We start from the raw sequence: 17034 nt of genomic DNA on the forward strand, positions 1-17034 counted from the left end.
CGTTCAACTCTGTGAAGTAAGGAGACCGCACCATGCATGTGGACCTGCTGATCAACAACGTGTGCGTGCGCGACGACGCGCCGCTCGTGGACATCGCGATCGAGGGCGGACGCATCGCCGCGATGGAGCCGGGCATCGACGCCAGCGCCGACGAGCAGATCGACGCGCAGGGCCGTGCCGCCATTCCCGGGCTCATCGAGGCGCATCTGCATCTCGACAAGGCGCTGCTGCACCGCCGCCTGCCTGCGCGTTTCGGCACGCTGGACGAAGCGATTCGCGTGACCGGCATTCTCAAGAGCAAGCAGGAGCGCGAAGACGTGCTCGATCGCTCGCGCCAGGTGCTCGACATGGCGATCAGGAACGGTACCACCGCCGTGCGCGCGCACCCGGACGTCGATCTGATCCAGGGGCTGATCGGCGTGGAAACACTGCTCGCGCTCAAGGACGAGTACGACAGCCTGCTCGACTTGCAGATCGTGGCGTTTCCGCAAGAGGGCATTCTCAAGTCGAAAGGCACCTACGAGCTGATGATCGATGCCTTGCGCATGGGGGCGGACGTGGTCGGCGGATGTCCTTACAACGAATTGAACTGGGACGACACCCGTCGCCACATCGACATCGTGTTCGAGCTCGCGCAGCGCTTCGGCGCGCCGATCGACATGCATGCGGATTTCGCCGACGACACCAGCGATCAACGCTTCGCGGCGATCTCCTACATTGCCCGGAGAACCATCGACACCGGTTATCAGGGGCGCGTCTCGCTCGGACACGTGACGAGCCTCGGCGCACTCGACAACGATGCACTCGCGCCGGTGATCGAACAGATCCGGCTGGCCGGCATCAGCATCGTGACGCTGCCGGCGACCGATCTGTACCTCGGCGGGCGCAAGGACACGCAGAACCCGCGGCGCGGCCTGACGCCGGTCAAGGCGTTACACAGTGCCGGGGTGAACGTGGCGTACTCGTCGAACAACGTGCGCAACGCGTTCACGCCGTTCGGCAAGGCCGACATGCTGCAGATCGGCAACCTGCTCGCGCACGTGGCCCAGTTCGGCGTGCCGGAGCATCAGCAGGCGATTCTCGACATGGGCACGTACAACGCGGCGCGTGCCATCGGGCTGGCGCATGACTACGGCATTGCGGTGGGCAAGCAAGCCGATCTCATCATTCTCGATACGTTCAGGGTGGCCGATGCGCTGCTCGACATCCCGCCACGCCTGTGGGTGATCAAACGCGGCCGCATCACGGTCGTGACGCAGCACAGCTGCGAGATTCACCGGCATTCATGTTGTTGTGCGCAGTGAAGTTCCCACATAACTCAAGGAGACAATCATGAAGAAGCTGCCTGCGGAAGTCGTCGCCTCATTGCTTGCGGTCACCACCATCCCCATCGCGATGTTGCCCTTGCACTTGCCGCCATGGGCCATCTTCATCAGTTGGGCTGCCACCTTTGCAATGGGAGGGCCGACGCTGGTCAACCTCAAACGCATCTGGGCGACGCTGCCTGTCGGCGCATTTTTCGCGTTTCTCATCGTGCTGGGGTTCAGGCAGGCGGCCACGCAGTTCAGCGGCAACGCCCTGGTGCTCGCCGAGATGGCGATCCTGTTTGTCGGCAACGGATCGATGATGGCGCTCGCGCGCGTTTTCCCGCAGCTCAACTTCATTCCCGGCATGTTCTTCGGGTTCGCCACGTACTTCGCCACACTGTTCGGCGGCTTCGGCCCGGTGGCGCAAGACCCGTATGCCGCGCTCGGCGCGGCCGTGGCGATGAACGCGCTGGGGCCGGTGTATGCCTGGGTCAAGGAGCGGTACTCGGCACCGGAAGTCACGCATCCACGCCTCTGGAAGGGCTGGAAGGCGGAAGTCTGATCGAGGGGAGACGGCATGACGTTCACACAAAAAGTCACGGCACCGACGGGCGCGACCGGCGACACCGCCAGTACGACGCGGCGCAACTTTCTGATGGGCACGGCGGCGCTGGCCGGCAGCGCGGTCATGCCGATCGCCGCCGCCGAGGCGGCCGAAGCGGTGGCCGCGGCCCCGGCGACCATGCGCGCCGAAGGCAACGCGCCGGCCGGTCCGCGCCTGGCGCAGTCAACGCACGGCATGGTCACCAGTCCGCACGAACTGGCAAGCGAGGCCGGGCTCGAGGTGCTGCGCGCGGGAGGCAACGCCATCGAGGCGGCGATCGCCATCGGCGCGGTGCTGAGCGTCACTTACCCGCACTTCACCGGTCTGGGTGGCGATGCGTTCATGGTGATCAGCGATAGCGACGGCAATGTGCGTACGCTCTCGGGTATTGGGCAGGCGCCGGCGGCGTTGCCGGTGGGGTTGTCGTCAGGCACCCCGATTCCGGTGCGGGGGCCGGGCGCCACCCTCACAACGGCGGCCACCGTCGCGGTCTGGGACAAGGCATTCGCGCTCAGTCGCGATCAATGGGGAGGGCGGCAGGCATGGTCGTCGCTGTTCGCGCGCGCCACGGAGTACGCCGCGAACGGCTTTCCCGTCACGCCTTCGCAACACTTCTGGCAGACGTTTCGTGCCAACGACATCGCCGGATGGGAAGGCTTTTCCTCCGTCTTCATGCCGAACGGGCGGGTGCCTCAGGCGGGCGAGCGATTCCATCAACCGGCGCTCGCGCGCAGTCTGGACCGCATTGCCACGCATGGCGGACGGGAATTCTACGAAGGCGACCTCGCCGGGCGCATCGCCGCGGGGCTGAAGCGCATCGGCTCGCCATTGCGGGCTGGCGATCTGGCGAAAGCCCGGGCACGCGAGGAGGTGCCGTTACGCGTTGCGTATCGCGACGGCGAACTGCTCGGGTTGCGGCCACCCACGCAGGGAGTGACCACCCTCGAAATCATGGGCATTCTCAACCGTTTCGATCTGAAATCGATGCCGGAGGGCAGTGCCGATTACTATCACGTCCTGGTCGAGGCAGTGAAGCTCGCCTTCATCGACCGAAACCGCTACGTGGCCGATCCGGACTTCGGTGACGTGCCGGTCGACCGACTGCTCTCGAGCACCACGCTTGACGCACATGCCCGCAGCATCCGCATGGACCACGCCATGCCGTGGCCGCATGTGTACCGCACCGGCGACACGGTGTACATCGGCGCGGTCGACAGCCAGGGCAATTGCGTGAGCATGCTGCAAACGGTGTACTTCGACTGGGGAAGTGGCGTGGTGCTTGGCGACACCGGTGTGCTGTGGCACAACCGGGGCGCCGCGTTCAGCGTCGATCCGAAGAGCCCCAATGCCCTGCAACCCGGCAAGCGCCCGTTTCACACGCTCAATCCGGGCATGTACCTGAAGCAAGGCCGCCCGCATCTGCTATACGGCACACAGGGCGCCGACGGTCAGCCGCAGACGCTCGCCGCCGTGCTGACGCGCCTGATCGATTACGAGATGGATCCGCTCACGGCGCTGCGCCGCCCGCGATTCCTGCTCGGCAAAACGTTCTCCGACAGCCGCGACAGCCTCAAGCTCGAACAGGACGCGGGCGACGAAGTCTTCGCCGCGCTGGCGGCGCGGGGACACGAGATCAGCCCGCTGCCCCCCCAAAGTCAGTTGGCCGGGCATCCCGGGGCGATTCGTCTCGGTTCGCACGGACAGATGACGGGGGCGCACGACCCTCGCAGCGATGGGCGTGCCCTGGGCCTTTGACGCGTGGCGTGCCCGGGCGCGGCTTCGCCGTGTCGTGCGCCCGGCCACGCAGCGAACTCCAGTTGCCGGACGTTCGTTGTACGTGATACAAGAGATGCCATCCATTGCAATCGTAAATACATCACATGGCCGGCAGTGTGAAATCGAATTGTCCGATCTTCGATCTGGATCTGTTGCGCTCGATCATGATGGTCGCCGACTGCGGCAGCTTCACCATGGCGGCGGCACGCCTGCATTCGACACAATCGACCGTGAGCCAGAAGGTGCGGCGTCTCGAAGACATGGTCGGGCACAAGCTGCTCGATCGCGGCAACCGCGAGGTGCATGTCACCGATGCGGGGGAATTGCTGCTCGGTTACGCCCGTCAGATGCTCGCGCTCAACGACCAGATGTGCGAAGCGCTCTCGGGGGCGGTCGTGGCCGTGACGGTGCGTCTGGGCGTGCCGGAGGACTTTGCCACGGGGGCGACCACGCAGGTGCTCGCCCGCTTCAATCGACAATATCCGCAGGTCAAGCTCGAGGTCACGAGCGGTCTGAGCCGGGACTTGCTGGGTAGCTACGATCACGGCGAACTCGATCTGGTTCTGGTCAAGCAGCGTCGCAACAGTCGCGAAGCCGTGGCCAGCCGGCCGGAGAAGCTCGCGTGGATCGACAGTGCGAAGCATCCGTCGTTCGCGCTCGATCCGGTGCCGCTCGTCACCTTCCCGACACGCGGTCTCTACCGCGACGACATGATCCATGCGCTCGAATCGATGGGACGCAACTGGCGCATCAGTTTCACGAGCTCGAGCCTGAGCGGTATTCAGGGGGCGGTGGCCGACGGAATGGGAATCAGCCTCGTGCCCCCGCGCGCGGTTTTGCCGGGGCATGAGGTGCTTGGTCGCGCTCAGGGGTTGCCGGTGGTCGACGCATTCGAGCTTGCCATCTTCCACCGCCCGAGCGCCGACCCCATGGTGGTCGCGCTGGCCAAGGTGCTGACGGGAATGCTGGACACGAAAGCGCGCGCGTCGAAGTGAGCGACGCGTGCGTGTCGGGCGATGCGGCCCGGCAGTGCCGGGCCGCGGGATTACTTCGGCTGGATGCCCAGCGTCAGGTTCATGTGACGGTTGACGTCCTTGTACAGCAGATAGCGGAACGGGCCCGGGCCGCCGGCATAGCAGGCCTGCGGACAGAAAGCGCGCAACCACATGAAGTCGCCGGCTTCGACTTCCACCCAGTCCTGGTTCAGTCGGTAGACGGCCTTGCCTTCGAGCACGTACAGTCCGTGCTCCATCACGTGCGTCTCCGCAAACGGAATCACGCCACCCGGCTGGAACGTCACGATATTGACGTGCATGTCGTGGCGCATGTCCTGAATGTCGACGAAGCGCGTGGTCACCCAGCGACCATCCGTGCCCGGCATCGGGATCGGCGCGACGTCCTGCTCGTTTTTCACGAATGGCTCGGGATATGGCAGGCCTTCCACGGCCTGGTAGTGCTTGCGAATCCAGTGGAAACGGGCGGTGCCCTGGCTGTGGTTGCGCAGCTGCCAGTCGGTGGCCGGCGGAACGAACGCATAGCCGCCGGGGGCAAGCGTGTTTGCCTTGCCCTGAATGGTCACGGTGATCTCGCCTTCGACGACGAACAGCACGCCTTCAGCCTTGTCATCCTGCTCGGGCTTGTCGCTGCCGCCGCCGGGACCCACTTCCATGATGTATTGCGCGAACGTCTCGGCAAAGCCAGAGAGGGGGCGGGCCAGTACCCACAACCGGGTGTTGTCCCAGAACGGGAGATGGCTGGTGACGATATCGCGCATCACACCCTTCGGAATGACGGCGTAGGCTTCGGTGAACATGGCGCGGTCGGTGAGCAGTTCCGTTTGGCCCGGATGCCCGCCGTGAGGCGCGTAATAACTAGTCTTCGACATGGTTGATGGCTCCTGATGCATTCTGTTTTTCTCCCCATCGCTCGTCGCGGGGCTCGCAGGCAACGATCCGCACCTGGGGGCGCGCGCGGATCGCTTCACCTTGGCGCGACGATCGAGAACGGCGCCGTGGCCTCGCGCAGGCCACGACATCGCGCATGACAGTCAGGTCGGGGTGGACCCTGCTGTGTCCCGCAACAGGGCCGGATCGAGCGCGAGTGGCGCGGGTCCGCCCCAGTAACGTCCGCGACGAATCACCGCGCGCGCGGCCGGTGCGGCGGCCACGGCCGCAGCGGCATTCGGTGCGTCGAAGACGAGGAAACTTGCCTCATTGCCGGCACGCAGACCGTAATCCGTCTTGCCGATGACCGCGGCGGCCGATTCGGTGGCCATGTCCAGCGCCACGTGCAGCGCGTCGTCGGTGTAGAAGCCGGAGCGGTAGCCGATGAGCATGGCGCGCTGGAGCATGTCGCCGTTGCCGTACGGCCACCAGCTGTCCTGAATGTTGTCGTTGCCCGTGAAGACACGCACGCCCGCTTCGCGAAGGCGCAGGATCGGCGGGAATGCACGATCGCCGGGGGCGTTCGTCATGATCGACACGCCGGCGTCGGCAAGCGTCCGGGCCACAGTGTCGAGCGCTGCCGCACCGATGTCGCCCAGACCGTACGCATGGCTCACCGACACGCGCCCTTGTAACCCGGCTGCCTGCGTGCGTGCCGCGATGCGATGCAGTTGTGCCAGGCCGATGTCGCCGGGTTCGTGCAGATGGATATCGATCTTCGTGCCGTGCCGCTCGGCGATGCCGAAGATCACATCCAGCTGACCGTGCGCATCACCGTCGAGCGTGGTCGGATCGATGCCGCCCACGACCTGGACGCCCTCGCGCACGGCGGCTTCTAGCACCGCTGCGGTGCCGGGGCAACGGATCACGCCGGCCTGGGGGAACGCCACGAGCTCGATGTCGAGCCACTCGCGCCATTTGTCGCGCATGGCCATGACCGCGTGCAAATGCGTGAGGCCCGTGCTGGCGTCCACATCGACGTGACAGCGCATGGCAAGCGTGCCGAACGATACGCACTGACGCATGAGTGCGTCGGCGCGATCTTCCATGGGGGCGGCGTCGGCAATTTCCTGCTTCTCGGCGGCCAGCCGCTCGCGCAGTGTCGAAGCGGGGCGATGCGGTCGCCAGCGATCGCCCACGAAGCTTTTGTCCAGGTGGATGTGGCCGTCGACGAAGCCGGGCAGCACCAGCTTGCCTTGAAGATCGATGACCTGAGCGTGGGCGGTGTCGGGCGTTTGTGGACCAACGTAGGTAAAGCGACCGTCGCGCGTAGCGAGGGACAGGGGGCTGCCGTCGGCACCGACGGCGCCAACGAAAACGCGGTAAGTCATGGAACGGCCTCTGTTGCATGCCCCTGGCCTCGCTGGCGTTGCGTGACGTGGCGCCAGTGCCGCGAGGTCTCTTGGGAGGTGAAACGATGAAACGGCGGGGAAAGACTCACAAGATAGCGAAGCGATCCCGCATCGACAAATTAAATATCAAAATACAACGCATTCGATTTTCAAATGCTGCGCAAGCGCAATCGCACGCGCGGACGCGATGGCGCATCTTCGATCGCCTACCGCACCGCGATTCGCAACGGCCGCCGCAGTCGACTGAGTATGTTGGCGCCGCGGTCGGTGATGGTGAGTCCCACGCTCAGTTCGGTCGATCCTGCACGTTCGACTTCCGCCTGCCAATAGACGTCGGGCGCGGCCCGTAGGGCGGGGTGTTCGGGGTCCCCCATCGACGGCGCATGGCGAGGCGAGTCGGCGTGCATGTGCAGATGCCACTCGCCGAACACCGCCGTGTCGGTCGACGACAGGTCGAGCAGCACCGCGTGTTCCCCCTGCATGGCCAGCGGTGTCCAGCGCAGGCGCACGCAATTGCCGGGCGCCGCGTCGATACGCCAGGGTGGCATCCGCGCCGCGTCGGGTTCGACTTGCCCCGGGGCAAGCGTGAACCATCCGCCAGGTTCGGCGTGGCGCTGGGAAGGTGCCGCGTGCGTTTGACGCGCGAGCAGCGTCACGGTGTCGATGACCAGCAGCACGTCGATTACGGTGTGGGCATCGGGCGTCTGTACGTCGGACATGGAAGTTCCTCGCCGTTACGCTCGGGCGCCGCGACCCGGCGGGCCGTCACGCCCGCCGCGCATCGCGGTATGGCTCGGCTCAGTGGTTGCGAATGGTGATGAACGGGTCCCATTGATAGCAGCCGCACAGGTTGCCACTGCGGTCGAGCACCATGAACTGGAAGTGATACGTCACGCGGCCGGTCTTGAGGGTTTCGCAAGACCAGAAGTAGTTCGAGCACTTCTGCTTCTTCGGCTTGGTCGGGTCAGGCGGATTTGGCACGGGGATGGTGACTTCCGCCTCGCGAGGCGAGGGCGGCGAGATCAGGTCGTTGCCCTGATTGCCGATGAACTTGTAAAAGATGCACGACTGCTCGAAGCCGAGCGACAACGAACACTCGCGCCAGCGGATGACGTCGCCGACCGTCGCCGCGACGTCGAGTTCGCCGCCCGCCTGGCCGCTCACCACATTGCCTTGCGTCACGATCATGAAAACATGCTTGAAGTCGATGATCGGTGGATTGGCCATGCTGCAATTCTTGCCGTACCGGTCGACGATCGTCTTGGTGTCGATGCTGACCAGCACATCGGTGATTTCGGACATGTGTGTCTCCACGAGAGCCTGGGTGGAACGCCGTCGGTGACGGCCCGCGAGCGCTGCGCATGGACGCGGCGCGCGAAATGCACTGAAGCATTTCACCGATGGAGGCTAGTTGGCGTCGTGGTGAGATTCAACCACGCGAGGCTGGCGCGATATGAGTGACATTGGCGCCACGTGGCGCGCCAGTATTGGCGCGACATGCCCGATAGGGAACGTACCAATCACGAAATTGGAACGTCATGACCCAAACAGCCCATGCGCGCGACACGGCATGGGCTGTCGGTTATTTCGCGTTGCGGGCACCGGGCGGGCGCCCCGCGGCGTCAAGTCGGTTTGCGACTGTGTTGCAGACGCTCGAGCACGTGGATGCTCAGGCGTGCGGTGTGGCTGCGCATGGCGTTGTATGCGCCTTCGGCATCGGACGCGAGCACCGCTTGCACCACACGCTCGTGCTCGTCGAAGGATACGGTGAAGCGCTCCTCGACGTCGGACTGCGCCGCGCGAAACGGCGCAAGGCGTTCCCGGTGGCTGTCGATCAGCGCCATGAGCGTCTTGTTCTGCGTGCCCGCACTCAGCAACTGATGGAATTCGCGGTTGAGCGCGAGATACCCCGCCTCGTCCCCCGCATCCATGCACTGCTTGCTCTGGATGTGGATCATCTCGAGTTGCTTCTTCTGCATCGCGCTCATGCGTTGGGCACTGAGGCGGCAGCACAGCGCGTCGAGTTCGCACATGGCTTCGAGCATGTCGGACAGGTCGTCGACGCTGATGCTTGCCACGACACCGCCCTTGTGCGGCGTGAGTTCGATCAGGCCTCGTGCGTTGAGCTCTCGCAGCGCTTCGCGAATCGGGGTGCGCGACGCCTTGAAGCGCTCGGCCAGGGCGACTTCCTCCAGCTTCTGTCCCGGCGGCAAGCGCCCATCGATGATCTCGCCCGTCAAAACGCGGCAGATTCGTGCGGCAATGGTTTCGGCCATGCGTGTCTATCTCGCTCCGTGGATGTGTTTTTCTGATCGGATTGTATACATGGGGATTATACGGGTGTTTTTTTCGATGCTCGTGTTCCACAGCGAGACAGCGCGGACCTGCCATGGAAAGCAACCATCATGTGCCTTCTCATTGCATCCAAAAATACGTTTTTGAATGCAAATTGCTGAGATAGTATACATAAAGCCTCTGCCGGGCGTTCCGGCACGAGCTGACATCTCACTTTGAAGGAGACATCTCACCATGGCCAAACTGCGTCACATCGCGCTTTCCGTGCCGGATCCCTGGAAGGCGGCGGAGTTCTACATGCAGGCGTTCGATTTCAAGAAGGTCGGCGAGACGGATTCGTCGCTCGCGCGCGGCGTTTATCTGTCCGACGGCGTCATCAACCTGGCGCTGCTCAATTACAAGGATGACGAGGCCGCCGGAGATCGCGGACGCGAGTACGTCGGGCTGCACCACATCGGCATCTGGGTCGAAGACGTCGAAGCCTCGCGCGCGAAGATCGAGGCTGCCGGCGGCCGCTACTACATGGGCGAGGTGCCCGTGAAAAGCAACATCTTCTACGAAGTGAAGTTCTTCGATCCGAACGGCGTCATTTTCGACGTGACGGCCCACGGCTGGGGCGGCGCATCGCGAGATGGCTCGGGCAGGGACGAGGCGCCGAAGCTGCGCCACGAGGGCCTCCAGGCCGATCGCAACGGACTATGACACCACGGCGGGGCCGGTCCCCGCCATCGTCCTGATCATGCTCGAGCGGTGACCTTGTCGTCGGCCAGGAAAGGCCATCAGGGGTAACCCGCTATAACAAAATCGCCCGTTTGTATAAGCAAATAGCGGTAGAAATTCAATTTCTTTGCTATGTATAATCATTGCAAAGATTGTATACATACAACGTGCGGGCGGCAGACGTCCCCGGGAAGTCGATGAAGGGGAGCGCCGTGACAACAACGAGAAATTTCAGGAGACGGCATGAAGAAGCGAGTGTTGTGTGCATTGCTGCTGGGTGCAATGCAGGGCGGTGCGTACGCGCAATCGACCGGGGGCGTCACGCTTTCGGGATTTGTGGACCTGAATCTGGAGCAGCTGTGGGGTTCGGGGGCGAATGGCGGCAAGGTCACACGTGTTTCGAGCGGCGGCCTCAACAACTCCCGCTTCAACCTGAGCGGATACGAGGAGCTCGGCGGCGGCAACCGCGCGTTCTTCACCTACGAACCGATGTTCTCCGCGAACACTGGTACCCAGTCGGTGCAGGCGCGCCAGTCGTTCGTGGGGATCAAGGGACCGTGGGGCGAATTCTCGCTGGGCCGCCAGTTCACGCCGTCTTACTGGATCGCGGGCTATGCCGATCCCAGTTGGGCGGCCGACTTCAGTATGGTCAACAACATGGAGTTCTTCTACGCGTCGTATCGCGTCGATAACGCCATTCAATACAACACGCCGCGCTGGCATGGCCTGATGGGACGCTTCATGGCAACCACCGGCGTGGGCGACGGCACGCGCTCGGGCCGCTTCTACTCGGCAGGGCTCGAATATCGCAACGGCGGCATCTTTCTCGGCGCCGTGAGCGAGCTGCAATACACACGCGACATCTTTTCATCGAGCCAGATCCGCTCGTCGCGCGACAACTACTTCGCCGCGACGTACCGATTCGGTAGCGTCGAGCCGACGTTGATCTATCACACCTACAACGGTTACTACGCCTACCCACCGTATGTTGCGTTCAACGTGCGCGGCTGGGATATCCAGGCCGGCGTGCGCTACGCGTTGACGGATCGACATCGCTTCTACGCGAGCTTCGTCCATCGGCAGGACGACGACAACAAGGCCCTCTCGAACGCCAATGGCTTCGTGGTGGGCTACATGTACGGCCTGTCCAAGCGCACGACGCTTTACGCCACGTATGCCCGCGTGCAGCACAGCAACGACACGGCGGTGCATTACCCGGTGACCTTCCAGGTCGGACCGACCGGCACGCAGAACCCGTCCGGGGTGCAGTTCGGCATCCGGCACGCGTTCTGACGGGGCTTCGCACGCATGCCATCACGCTGTCGGCGCGCCTTGCGCCGACGGGAAGATTCTAGAAACGAAGGAGGAAGACATGTTTCGCAAGCAGACACTCGGCGTGTCGTTGACCGCTACCGCAGTGCTCGCGGCGCTCACGATGACGCTCGCCGCGCACGCCTCTGCGCCCGACAGCGCACCGGCCCCGGCCGCCGCCACGCCGGCGCAACCCTCGGGCACGCCCGGCACGCCGAACGTCAAGGACCCTTACCTGGCCGGCTGGTTGCGCCTCACGCCCGATCGCGAACCCAAGCCGCTCAAGGCGGGCGTCGACTACGGCATGGATCCGGCAACAGGCAAGTTCATCTGGCCGAAGGCCACGCCCGAGGTTCACACCGGGCAACGTTTCCCGGGTGAGCTCGCGAGCTGGGACAAGAATAGCTACACGAAGAACGTCAAGGTGCTGGCTTTCTATCCGGGGGTGGGCTCGCCGTTCCATGCATGGAACAACATCGCCGACTTCAATGGCAAGCGCTATTTGTACATTCACGATCGCGACTATCTGCGCATCATGGATGTGACCGACCCGGCAAACGGCAAGGTCGTGTTCTCCAGGGGCGGCGTGTGGGGCCCGAAGGGATCGAGCGAGAAGTTCGATCCGAACAATGTGCACGACTATCTGGGCGGCGCCACCATCGTGTGGAACAAGAAGCTCGGCAAGCCGATTCTCGTCGCGTCGTTCGAGATCGGGCGTTACGGCCTCATGCGTGACAAGTCGAAAGAGCCGGAAAAGGTTGCCGCGCAGCGCAACTACAACTCGCTCAAGGGTTTCCGGGTGTTCGAGATGAACGGGCCACTGCCGTCGGACTGGAAGCTCATCGCCACGCGCACGACCGATTACCGGCACCCGAACGCGCCCATCGGCCAGCAACAGGGCTCGGGCTCGCTCGATTCGCCGGAATTCTACGGCGGCAAGTATATGATCCTCTCGGCCGCGCCGGACGATAGCTACGCGCTCACCGAATATCCGAACTACCTTTACTCGCCGGGCTATCAGGTCTGGGACATGTCGGATCCGGCCAACCCGAAGTTCGTCTCGCAGATTTCGGTGCCGGGCCAGATCCTTGGCAACGCCGGGCACGAGCAGGCCTATTTGCAGAATCCGCGCGCAGGCAATCGCACGTCCTGGATGGGCTCGCGCATGCCGATCTTCCTGCCCAAGCCGCTGGAGCAGGGCGGCAAGGTGGGCTTCGGCGCGATGGGCGGATTGGGGCTGTGGTCGTTCGACCTGTCCGATCCGGCCCACCCGAAGGTGCTGGGTAACGTGAATACGGCGCCGAGTTTCGCGGGCACCGAGTACGACAACGCGGATGTGAGCCAGTACGAGCGCACCGGCTACGTGCTCACGAGCGGCTATCCGATGAACCGCGACTGCTATGAGCCGTACAAGGACATCTTCGTGGTCGACGCACGTAATCCGGCCCACATGAAGGTCGCGGCGAAGCTACCCGAGCCGGAAGTGCCCGAAGGCGCGCCGTTTACGAGTTTCTGCCAGCGCGGTGGCAATTTCGGTCCGAAGCGGTCTAATTCGATCGGTCAACCGGGAACGTGGCGCCAGGGCATCGTGCCTTATTCGTTCTACAACGCGGGCGTGCAGATCTTCGACGTGAAGGACCCTGCCAAGCCGAGCATTGCGGGATATTTCGTACCGGGTCTGGCGGATGAGTCGGAACTGCCCGTCTACACGCTCGGCAAGGGGGTGTTCGCGATGTACACGGAGTACGACCGCAACATCATGTGGGCCTTCACCGAGAACGGCGCCTACGCACTGTCGAGCCCGCTGCTTGGCGAGCCGGTGATGAAAGCGCCGGCCAAGCCCTGGCCGGCGCGTTGAGCTTCGCGATTGCGCGGCACGACTTGTCGTGCCGTCGCCGCAGACGACTTCACAGGGCCTCCAAAGCGTGAAGTGTTGAAGCGGGCAGCCTCCGATGGTCTCCCGGTTGCCCGCTTCCTTTTTACGCGCCGGCGTGGCGGCGCTCGACCGTGTTTGCCGCCGCAGGCAGTGGCGCGCCCGCGAGGTGCGCGTGCAGGTTCGCGAGCAGCAGGTCGATCTGCGCCTGCAGCGCGGCGGGAGAGCGACCGGAGATGTGCGGTGTGAGCACCACGTTCTCCAGCATGCGCAATGCGGACGGCACGTCGGGCTCGGTCTCGAAGACGTCGAGGGCTGCACCGGCGATCACGCCGTCGCACAGCGCTTCGATCAGGGCTGCGGTATCGACGACGCTGCCGCGCGCCACGTTCACGAGAAAGCCGTCGCGACCGAGCCTTGCGAGCACGTCGGCATCGACAAGGTGATGCGTGGCAGGACCACCGGGGCAGGCAAGCACCAGGAAGTCGCTGGCATCGGCGAGTGCGGCAACGCTCTCGAAGTGATCCCAGCGGCAGTCGGTGCGCGGCGTGCGAGTGTGATAGCCGATGGACATGCCGAAGGCCTGCGCGCGCACGGCGATCGCGTGTCCGATGTTGCCAAGGCCCACGACGCCCAGCCGTGCACCGTTGAGGGTGGGACGCGGGGCGCGGTGCCGGGCCCAGCCTCCGGCTTTCACGGCGCGATCGAGGGTGATGAGTCCGCGCGCGCTTGCGAGCATCAAGGCCAGCGCGTGATCCGCAACCGTCTCGCCGTTGGTGTTGGGGGCATGAGCGACCGCGATGCCGCGCGCGGTGGCCGCGGCCAGATCGACGTTCTCGAAGCCCGCGCCGAAGGCGCACACGAGTTCGAGCCGAGGCAGCGCATCCATTTGCGCGGCGCTCAGTCCGGTCGTGCCATTCGTCAACAGCAGGCGCACGTTCGGCGCGAACGCGATGTCTTCGATCCGAGTTCGATGCGTGTCGACGTCGTGAAGACGAAAGCCTGCGGCCAGCAATTGTTCGCGCGCGGTGGCCTCGAGCGCAATGAAGTTCAGAAGCAGCGGTGCATCGGTCATGGCGGTGTCAATCGTCCCGATCGTTAGGATGGAAAAATTAAATACAAATAAGTTGCTATGTATACATATGCTATGTATTGTATCTTCATATAGCAATCAAAAAGACAGCCGATGGGTGAAAACGCGATCGGCTCCTGCACGGAAGACAAGGAAGACAAGGAGGATGGTGTGACCTGGTTTGGCATCGCAACTTATGAATCGCTGGCGCCGGGGGCGGGCGCCGCCCGCCGCACGGCGCTGGTTCAGCACGGGCGTTTGTACGATCTGGCGGCGGTGCTGCGCGAATCGCATGCCGATGACGCGCTCGCTGTGGCGCAGGACCTGACGTCGGTGATCTCGGATTGGTACGTGCATGGCGAAGCACTGGACGCGGCGGTGCGCCGGGCGCTGGACGCCGGCTTGCCCGCGAAGATCGGCGCGCTCGCCACTGGCGACTATCGCCTGTGCGTGCCGTACCAGCCCGGGCGCATTTTCGCGACCGCGTCGAACTACTACGAGCACGCGGCCGAGATGGGCACCAAGCTTGCGCCGCGCAGCGAGAGCTCGCCGTACATGTTCATGAAAGCCGAGACGAGCGTGACGGCGACGGACACGGAAGTCGTGCTGCCGCCGCACGCCGAGCGGGTCGACTGGGAGGTGGAGCTCGCCGTGGTGATCGGTCGTCCCGGCCGCCACATCCCGGTGGAACAGGCGCACGAGTGGATCGCCGGTTACACGGTCATCAACGACGTGAGCGCACGGGATCTGAACCGCCGTACCGACTATCCGTTCACGCACGACTGGTTTCGCGGCAAGAGTTTCGATACCTTCGCTCCTCTGGGGCCCTGGTTCGTGCCGCGCGACGTCATTCGCGATCCCCAGAATCTGCGCATGACGCTGTCGGTCAACGGCGAAACGATGCAGAACGATACGACGGCGGGAATGATCTTCAACATCGCGGAGCAGATCGCCTACCTGTCCGGCATTCTCACGCTCAAACCCGGCGATCTGATCGCCACGGGCACGCCGACCGGCGTGGGCATGGGGCGCGGCGTGTATCTCAAGGCGGGTGACGTGATGGTCGCGGGGATCGAGGGCATTGGCGCCATCGAGAACCGCGTCGTCGCACAGCGCAAATAACAACGGCCGTTCTCGTGGCGGTCAGGAGGAGGCAGCAATGCAGCAGTGGCAGTGGGCAAGGCGCTGGTGGACGGCGCTCGCATTTGTCGGTGCGTTCGGCGCAGCCGGTTCGGGCGCGCTGTGGGCGACGCCGGTCGCCGCGCAGGACAAGGTGAAGTTCAACCTTTCGTGGTTGCCGCAAGGCAGTACCGGCGGCGTGCTCGTCGCGATCAACAAGGGCTACTACCGCGACGTGGGCCTTGAGGTGTCGGCCATCGTCGGGCACGGCGGCCAGCGCACCGTCAACGAGATCGACCAGGGGCTGTTCGAGTTTGGCTACGGCGATCCGATCAGCGTGATGCTCAACCGCGCGCAGGGTGGCAAGACGAAGATGGTCGGCTCGATCAACGCGGTGTGGCCTGGCGCGATCTGCTACCTCGTCAAGCCCGGACGGTCCCTTGAGAAGCCTGCCGATCTCAAGGGCCTGTCGATGGGCGGCGGTGGCGCGTCGCCGCTGCAGAACATCGTGCCGGCCTGGCTCAAGGCCAACGGCCTGGCGCCCACGTCGATCAGGCTGCTGCGGCTCGACCCGTCAACGATCAACCCCTCGTTCCTGCAGGGCCGGGTAGACCTGACCGAGTGCTGGGAGGGGGCGAACCTGCAAGTGCTCAAGTCGCTCGCTGCCAGACAGGGGCGCGAGATCGGCTCGCTGCGCTATCGCGACTTCGGGCTCGACATGGTTGGCAACGGCATTGTGACGACCGAAAAGATGATCGAGCAGAAGCCCGATGTCGTGCGCCGCTTCGTGCAGGCGACCTATCGCGGCTATGCCTGGATGCGCGAGCACCCGGCCGCGTCGGCCGCCGTGATCGCCTCGCAGTACCCGATGCTCGACAAACAGGTGATGACCGAGCAGATCCGGCAGATGGCCGCGCTGCAGAGCGATCGCGAGACACAGGGTCACAAGCCGGGGTGGTTGCCGGTGCCGCGCATGGAATCGACCGCGAAGTTCGTGCGCGACGCGTTCCATCTGTCCCCGACGCTCAAGGCGACCGATCTTTATACCAATCAGTTCGTCGAATGAGCTCGCGCGTCGAAGCCATACAAGGAGTGGAGATGACAAGCCCCAAACCCAAACTCAATCCCCGGCGTCTCGGCCATCTGGTGCTGGTCGTGCGCGATATCCGGAAATCGGCGCAGTTCTACACCGAGGTGCTCGGACTGACCGTCTCCGACTGGATCGGCGACCAGATGGTGTTCCTGCGTGCCGCGAGCGATCACCATGACCTTGCGCTCTCGCAGATTCCCAAGGACTCGCCGGATATCGACGATCTGCCGCGCTACAGCCGCCCGGGCATGGAGCACTTCTCCTATCTCGTCGACAGCGTCGAGGAGATGGAGCAGGCCGTGGAAGTGCTGCGCGCGCACGACGTGGAGATCGTGCGCGGCATTGGACGGCACGGTCCGGGTGCGAATTACTTCCTCGTGTTCAAGGATCCGGACGGCAACAACGTCGAGCTGTACTGCGAGATGACCCAGATCGACGCCGAGCATCCGTACGAGGCTCGTGTGTGGGAGCGCAACATCGAGAGCTTCGACCGGTTCCGCTTCGAGCGCTTCGTTGTGCCGCCGCCGCCTGGCATGGTCAAGGAAAAGTCGGGCGGCAAGGCCTAGCCGCGC

Annotated in this window: 16 protein-coding genes; 10 read left to right on the plus strand and 6 right to left on the minus strand. The window is 64.1% G+C overall.

The features are described from left to right. The first annotated feature begins 32 nt into the window (after positions 1-32). The 4 genes from LV28_RS35410 to LV28_RS35425 all read left to right on the plus strand — a co-directional run bounded on the left by LV28_RS35410 (position 33) and on the right by LV28_RS35425 (position 4682). Complete coding sequence (locus tag LV28_RS35410; RefSeq protein ID WP_080685114.1) at positions 33-1304, plus strand: amidohydrolase family protein; 1272 nt, start codon at positions 33-35, stop codon at positions 1302-1304. 28 nt (positions 1305-1332) lie between these two features. After that, the gene (locus LV28_RS35415; protein ID WP_023595873.1) at positions 1333-1869 is read left to right on the plus strand and encodes a DUF1097 domain-containing protein; all 537 of its coding nucleotides are present in this window, start codon (positions 1333-1335) and stop codon (positions 1867-1869) included. Positions 1870-1884: 15 nt separating this feature from the next. Continuing rightward, a complete protein-coding gene (gene ggt / locus LV28_RS35420; protein ID WP_023595874.1) occupies positions 1885-3666 on the plus strand; it encodes a gamma-glutamyltransferase in 1782 nt (593 codons plus the stop codon). Between the two features lie 125 nt (positions 3667-3791). Then, positions 3792-4682, plus strand: a complete 891-nt coding sequence (locus LV28_RS35425; RefSeq protein WP_038617645.1) for a LysR substrate-binding domain-containing protein — start codon at positions 3792-3794, stop codon at positions 4680-4682. A 50-nt stretch (positions 4683-4732) separates the two neighbouring features. On the opposite strand, the gene LV28_RS35430 is transcribed toward LV28_RS35425, so the two are convergent. The 5 genes from LV28_RS35430 to LV28_RS35450 all read right to left on the minus strand — a co-directional run bounded on the left by LV28_RS35430 (position 4733) and on the right by LV28_RS35450 (position 9258). Beyond that, a complete protein-coding gene (locus tag LV28_RS35430; RefSeq protein WP_038617643.1) occupies positions 4733-5572 on the minus strand; it encodes a bifunctional allantoicase/(S)-ureidoglycine aminohydrolase in 840 nt (279 codons plus the stop codon). A 162-nt stretch (positions 5573-5734) separates the two neighbouring features. After that, positions 5735-6961, minus strand: coding sequence for an amidohydrolase family protein (locus tag LV28_RS35435; RefSeq protein ID WP_023595877.1), 1227 nt, complete (start codon positions 6959-6961; stop codon positions 5735-5737). Positions 6962-7188: 227 nt separating this feature from the next. Continuing rightward, a complete protein-coding gene (locus LV28_RS35440) occupies positions 7189-7701 on the minus strand; it encodes an AidA/PixA family protein (RefSeq protein ID WP_038617640.1) in 513 nt (170 codons plus the stop codon). 79 nt (positions 7702-7780) lie between these two features. Then, the gene (locus tag LV28_RS35445; RefSeq protein ID WP_023595879.1) at positions 7781-8284 is read right to left on the minus strand and encodes an inclusion body family protein; all 504 of its coding nucleotides are present in this window, start codon (positions 8282-8284) and stop codon (positions 7781-7783) included. A 320-nt stretch (positions 8285-8604) separates the two neighbouring features. Next, positions 8605-9258, minus strand: coding sequence for a GntR family transcriptional regulator (locus LV28_RS35450; RefSeq protein WP_023595880.1), 654 nt, complete (start codon positions 9256-9258; stop codon positions 8605-8607). 253 nt (positions 9259-9511) lie between these two features. Here LV28_RS35450 and LV28_RS35455 point away from each other — a divergent pair, with 253 nt between their 5' ends. The 3 genes from LV28_RS35455 to LV28_RS35465 all read left to right on the plus strand — a co-directional run bounded on the left by LV28_RS35455 (position 9512) and on the right by LV28_RS35465 (position 13166). Continuing rightward, positions 9512-9979, plus strand: a complete 468-nt coding sequence (locus tag LV28_RS35455; protein ID WP_023595881.1) for a VOC family protein — start codon at positions 9512-9514, stop codon at positions 9977-9979. 261 nt (positions 9980-10240) lie between these two features. Next, positions 10241-11290, plus strand: a complete 1050-nt coding sequence (locus tag LV28_RS35460; protein ID WP_023595882.1) for a porin — start codon at positions 10241-10243, stop codon at positions 11288-11290. 79 nt (positions 11291-11369) lie between these two features. Continuing rightward, positions 11370-13166, plus strand: a complete 1797-nt coding sequence (locus LV28_RS35465) for an LVIVD repeat-containing protein (RefSeq protein ID WP_038617637.1) — start codon at positions 11370-11372, stop codon at positions 13164-13166. Positions 13167-13287: 121 nt separating this feature from the next. Here the strand turns inward: LV28_RS35465 and LV28_RS35470 are convergent, their stop codons facing one another. Next, complete coding sequence (locus LV28_RS35470) at positions 13288-14256, minus strand: 2-hydroxyacid dehydrogenase (RefSeq protein WP_023874416.1); 969 nt, start codon at positions 14254-14256, stop codon at positions 13288-13290. Positions 14257-14424: 168 nt separating this feature from the next. Here LV28_RS35470 and LV28_RS35475 point away from each other — a divergent pair, with 168 nt between their 5' ends. Genes LV28_RS35475 through LV28_RS35485 form a run of 3 tightly spaced genes read left to right on the plus strand, consistent with a single transcriptional unit; the run spans position 14425 to position 17028 of the window. Further along, complete coding sequence (locus tag LV28_RS35475; protein ID WP_023874415.1) at positions 14425-15375, plus strand: fumarylacetoacetate hydrolase family protein; 951 nt, start codon at positions 14425-14427, stop codon at positions 15373-15375. Between the two features lie 37 nt (positions 15376-15412). Next, positions 15413-16438, plus strand: a complete 1026-nt coding sequence (locus LV28_RS35480) for an ABC transporter substrate-binding protein (RefSeq protein WP_038617634.1) — start codon at positions 15413-15415, stop codon at positions 16436-16438. A gap of 32 nt (positions 16439-16470) precedes the next feature. Further along, positions 16471-17028: a VOC family protein gene (locus LV28_RS35485; protein ID WP_024788786.1), complete on the plus strand. Its 558-nt coding sequence runs from the start codon at positions 16471-16473 to the stop codon at positions 17026-17028. Positions 17029-17034 lie beyond the last annotated feature (6 nt).

This window comes from Pandoraea pnomenusa (assembly GCF_000767615.3).
Taxonomy (GTDB): domain Bacteria; phylum Pseudomonadota; class Gammaproteobacteria; order Burkholderiales; family Burkholderiaceae; genus Pandoraea; species Pandoraea pnomenusa.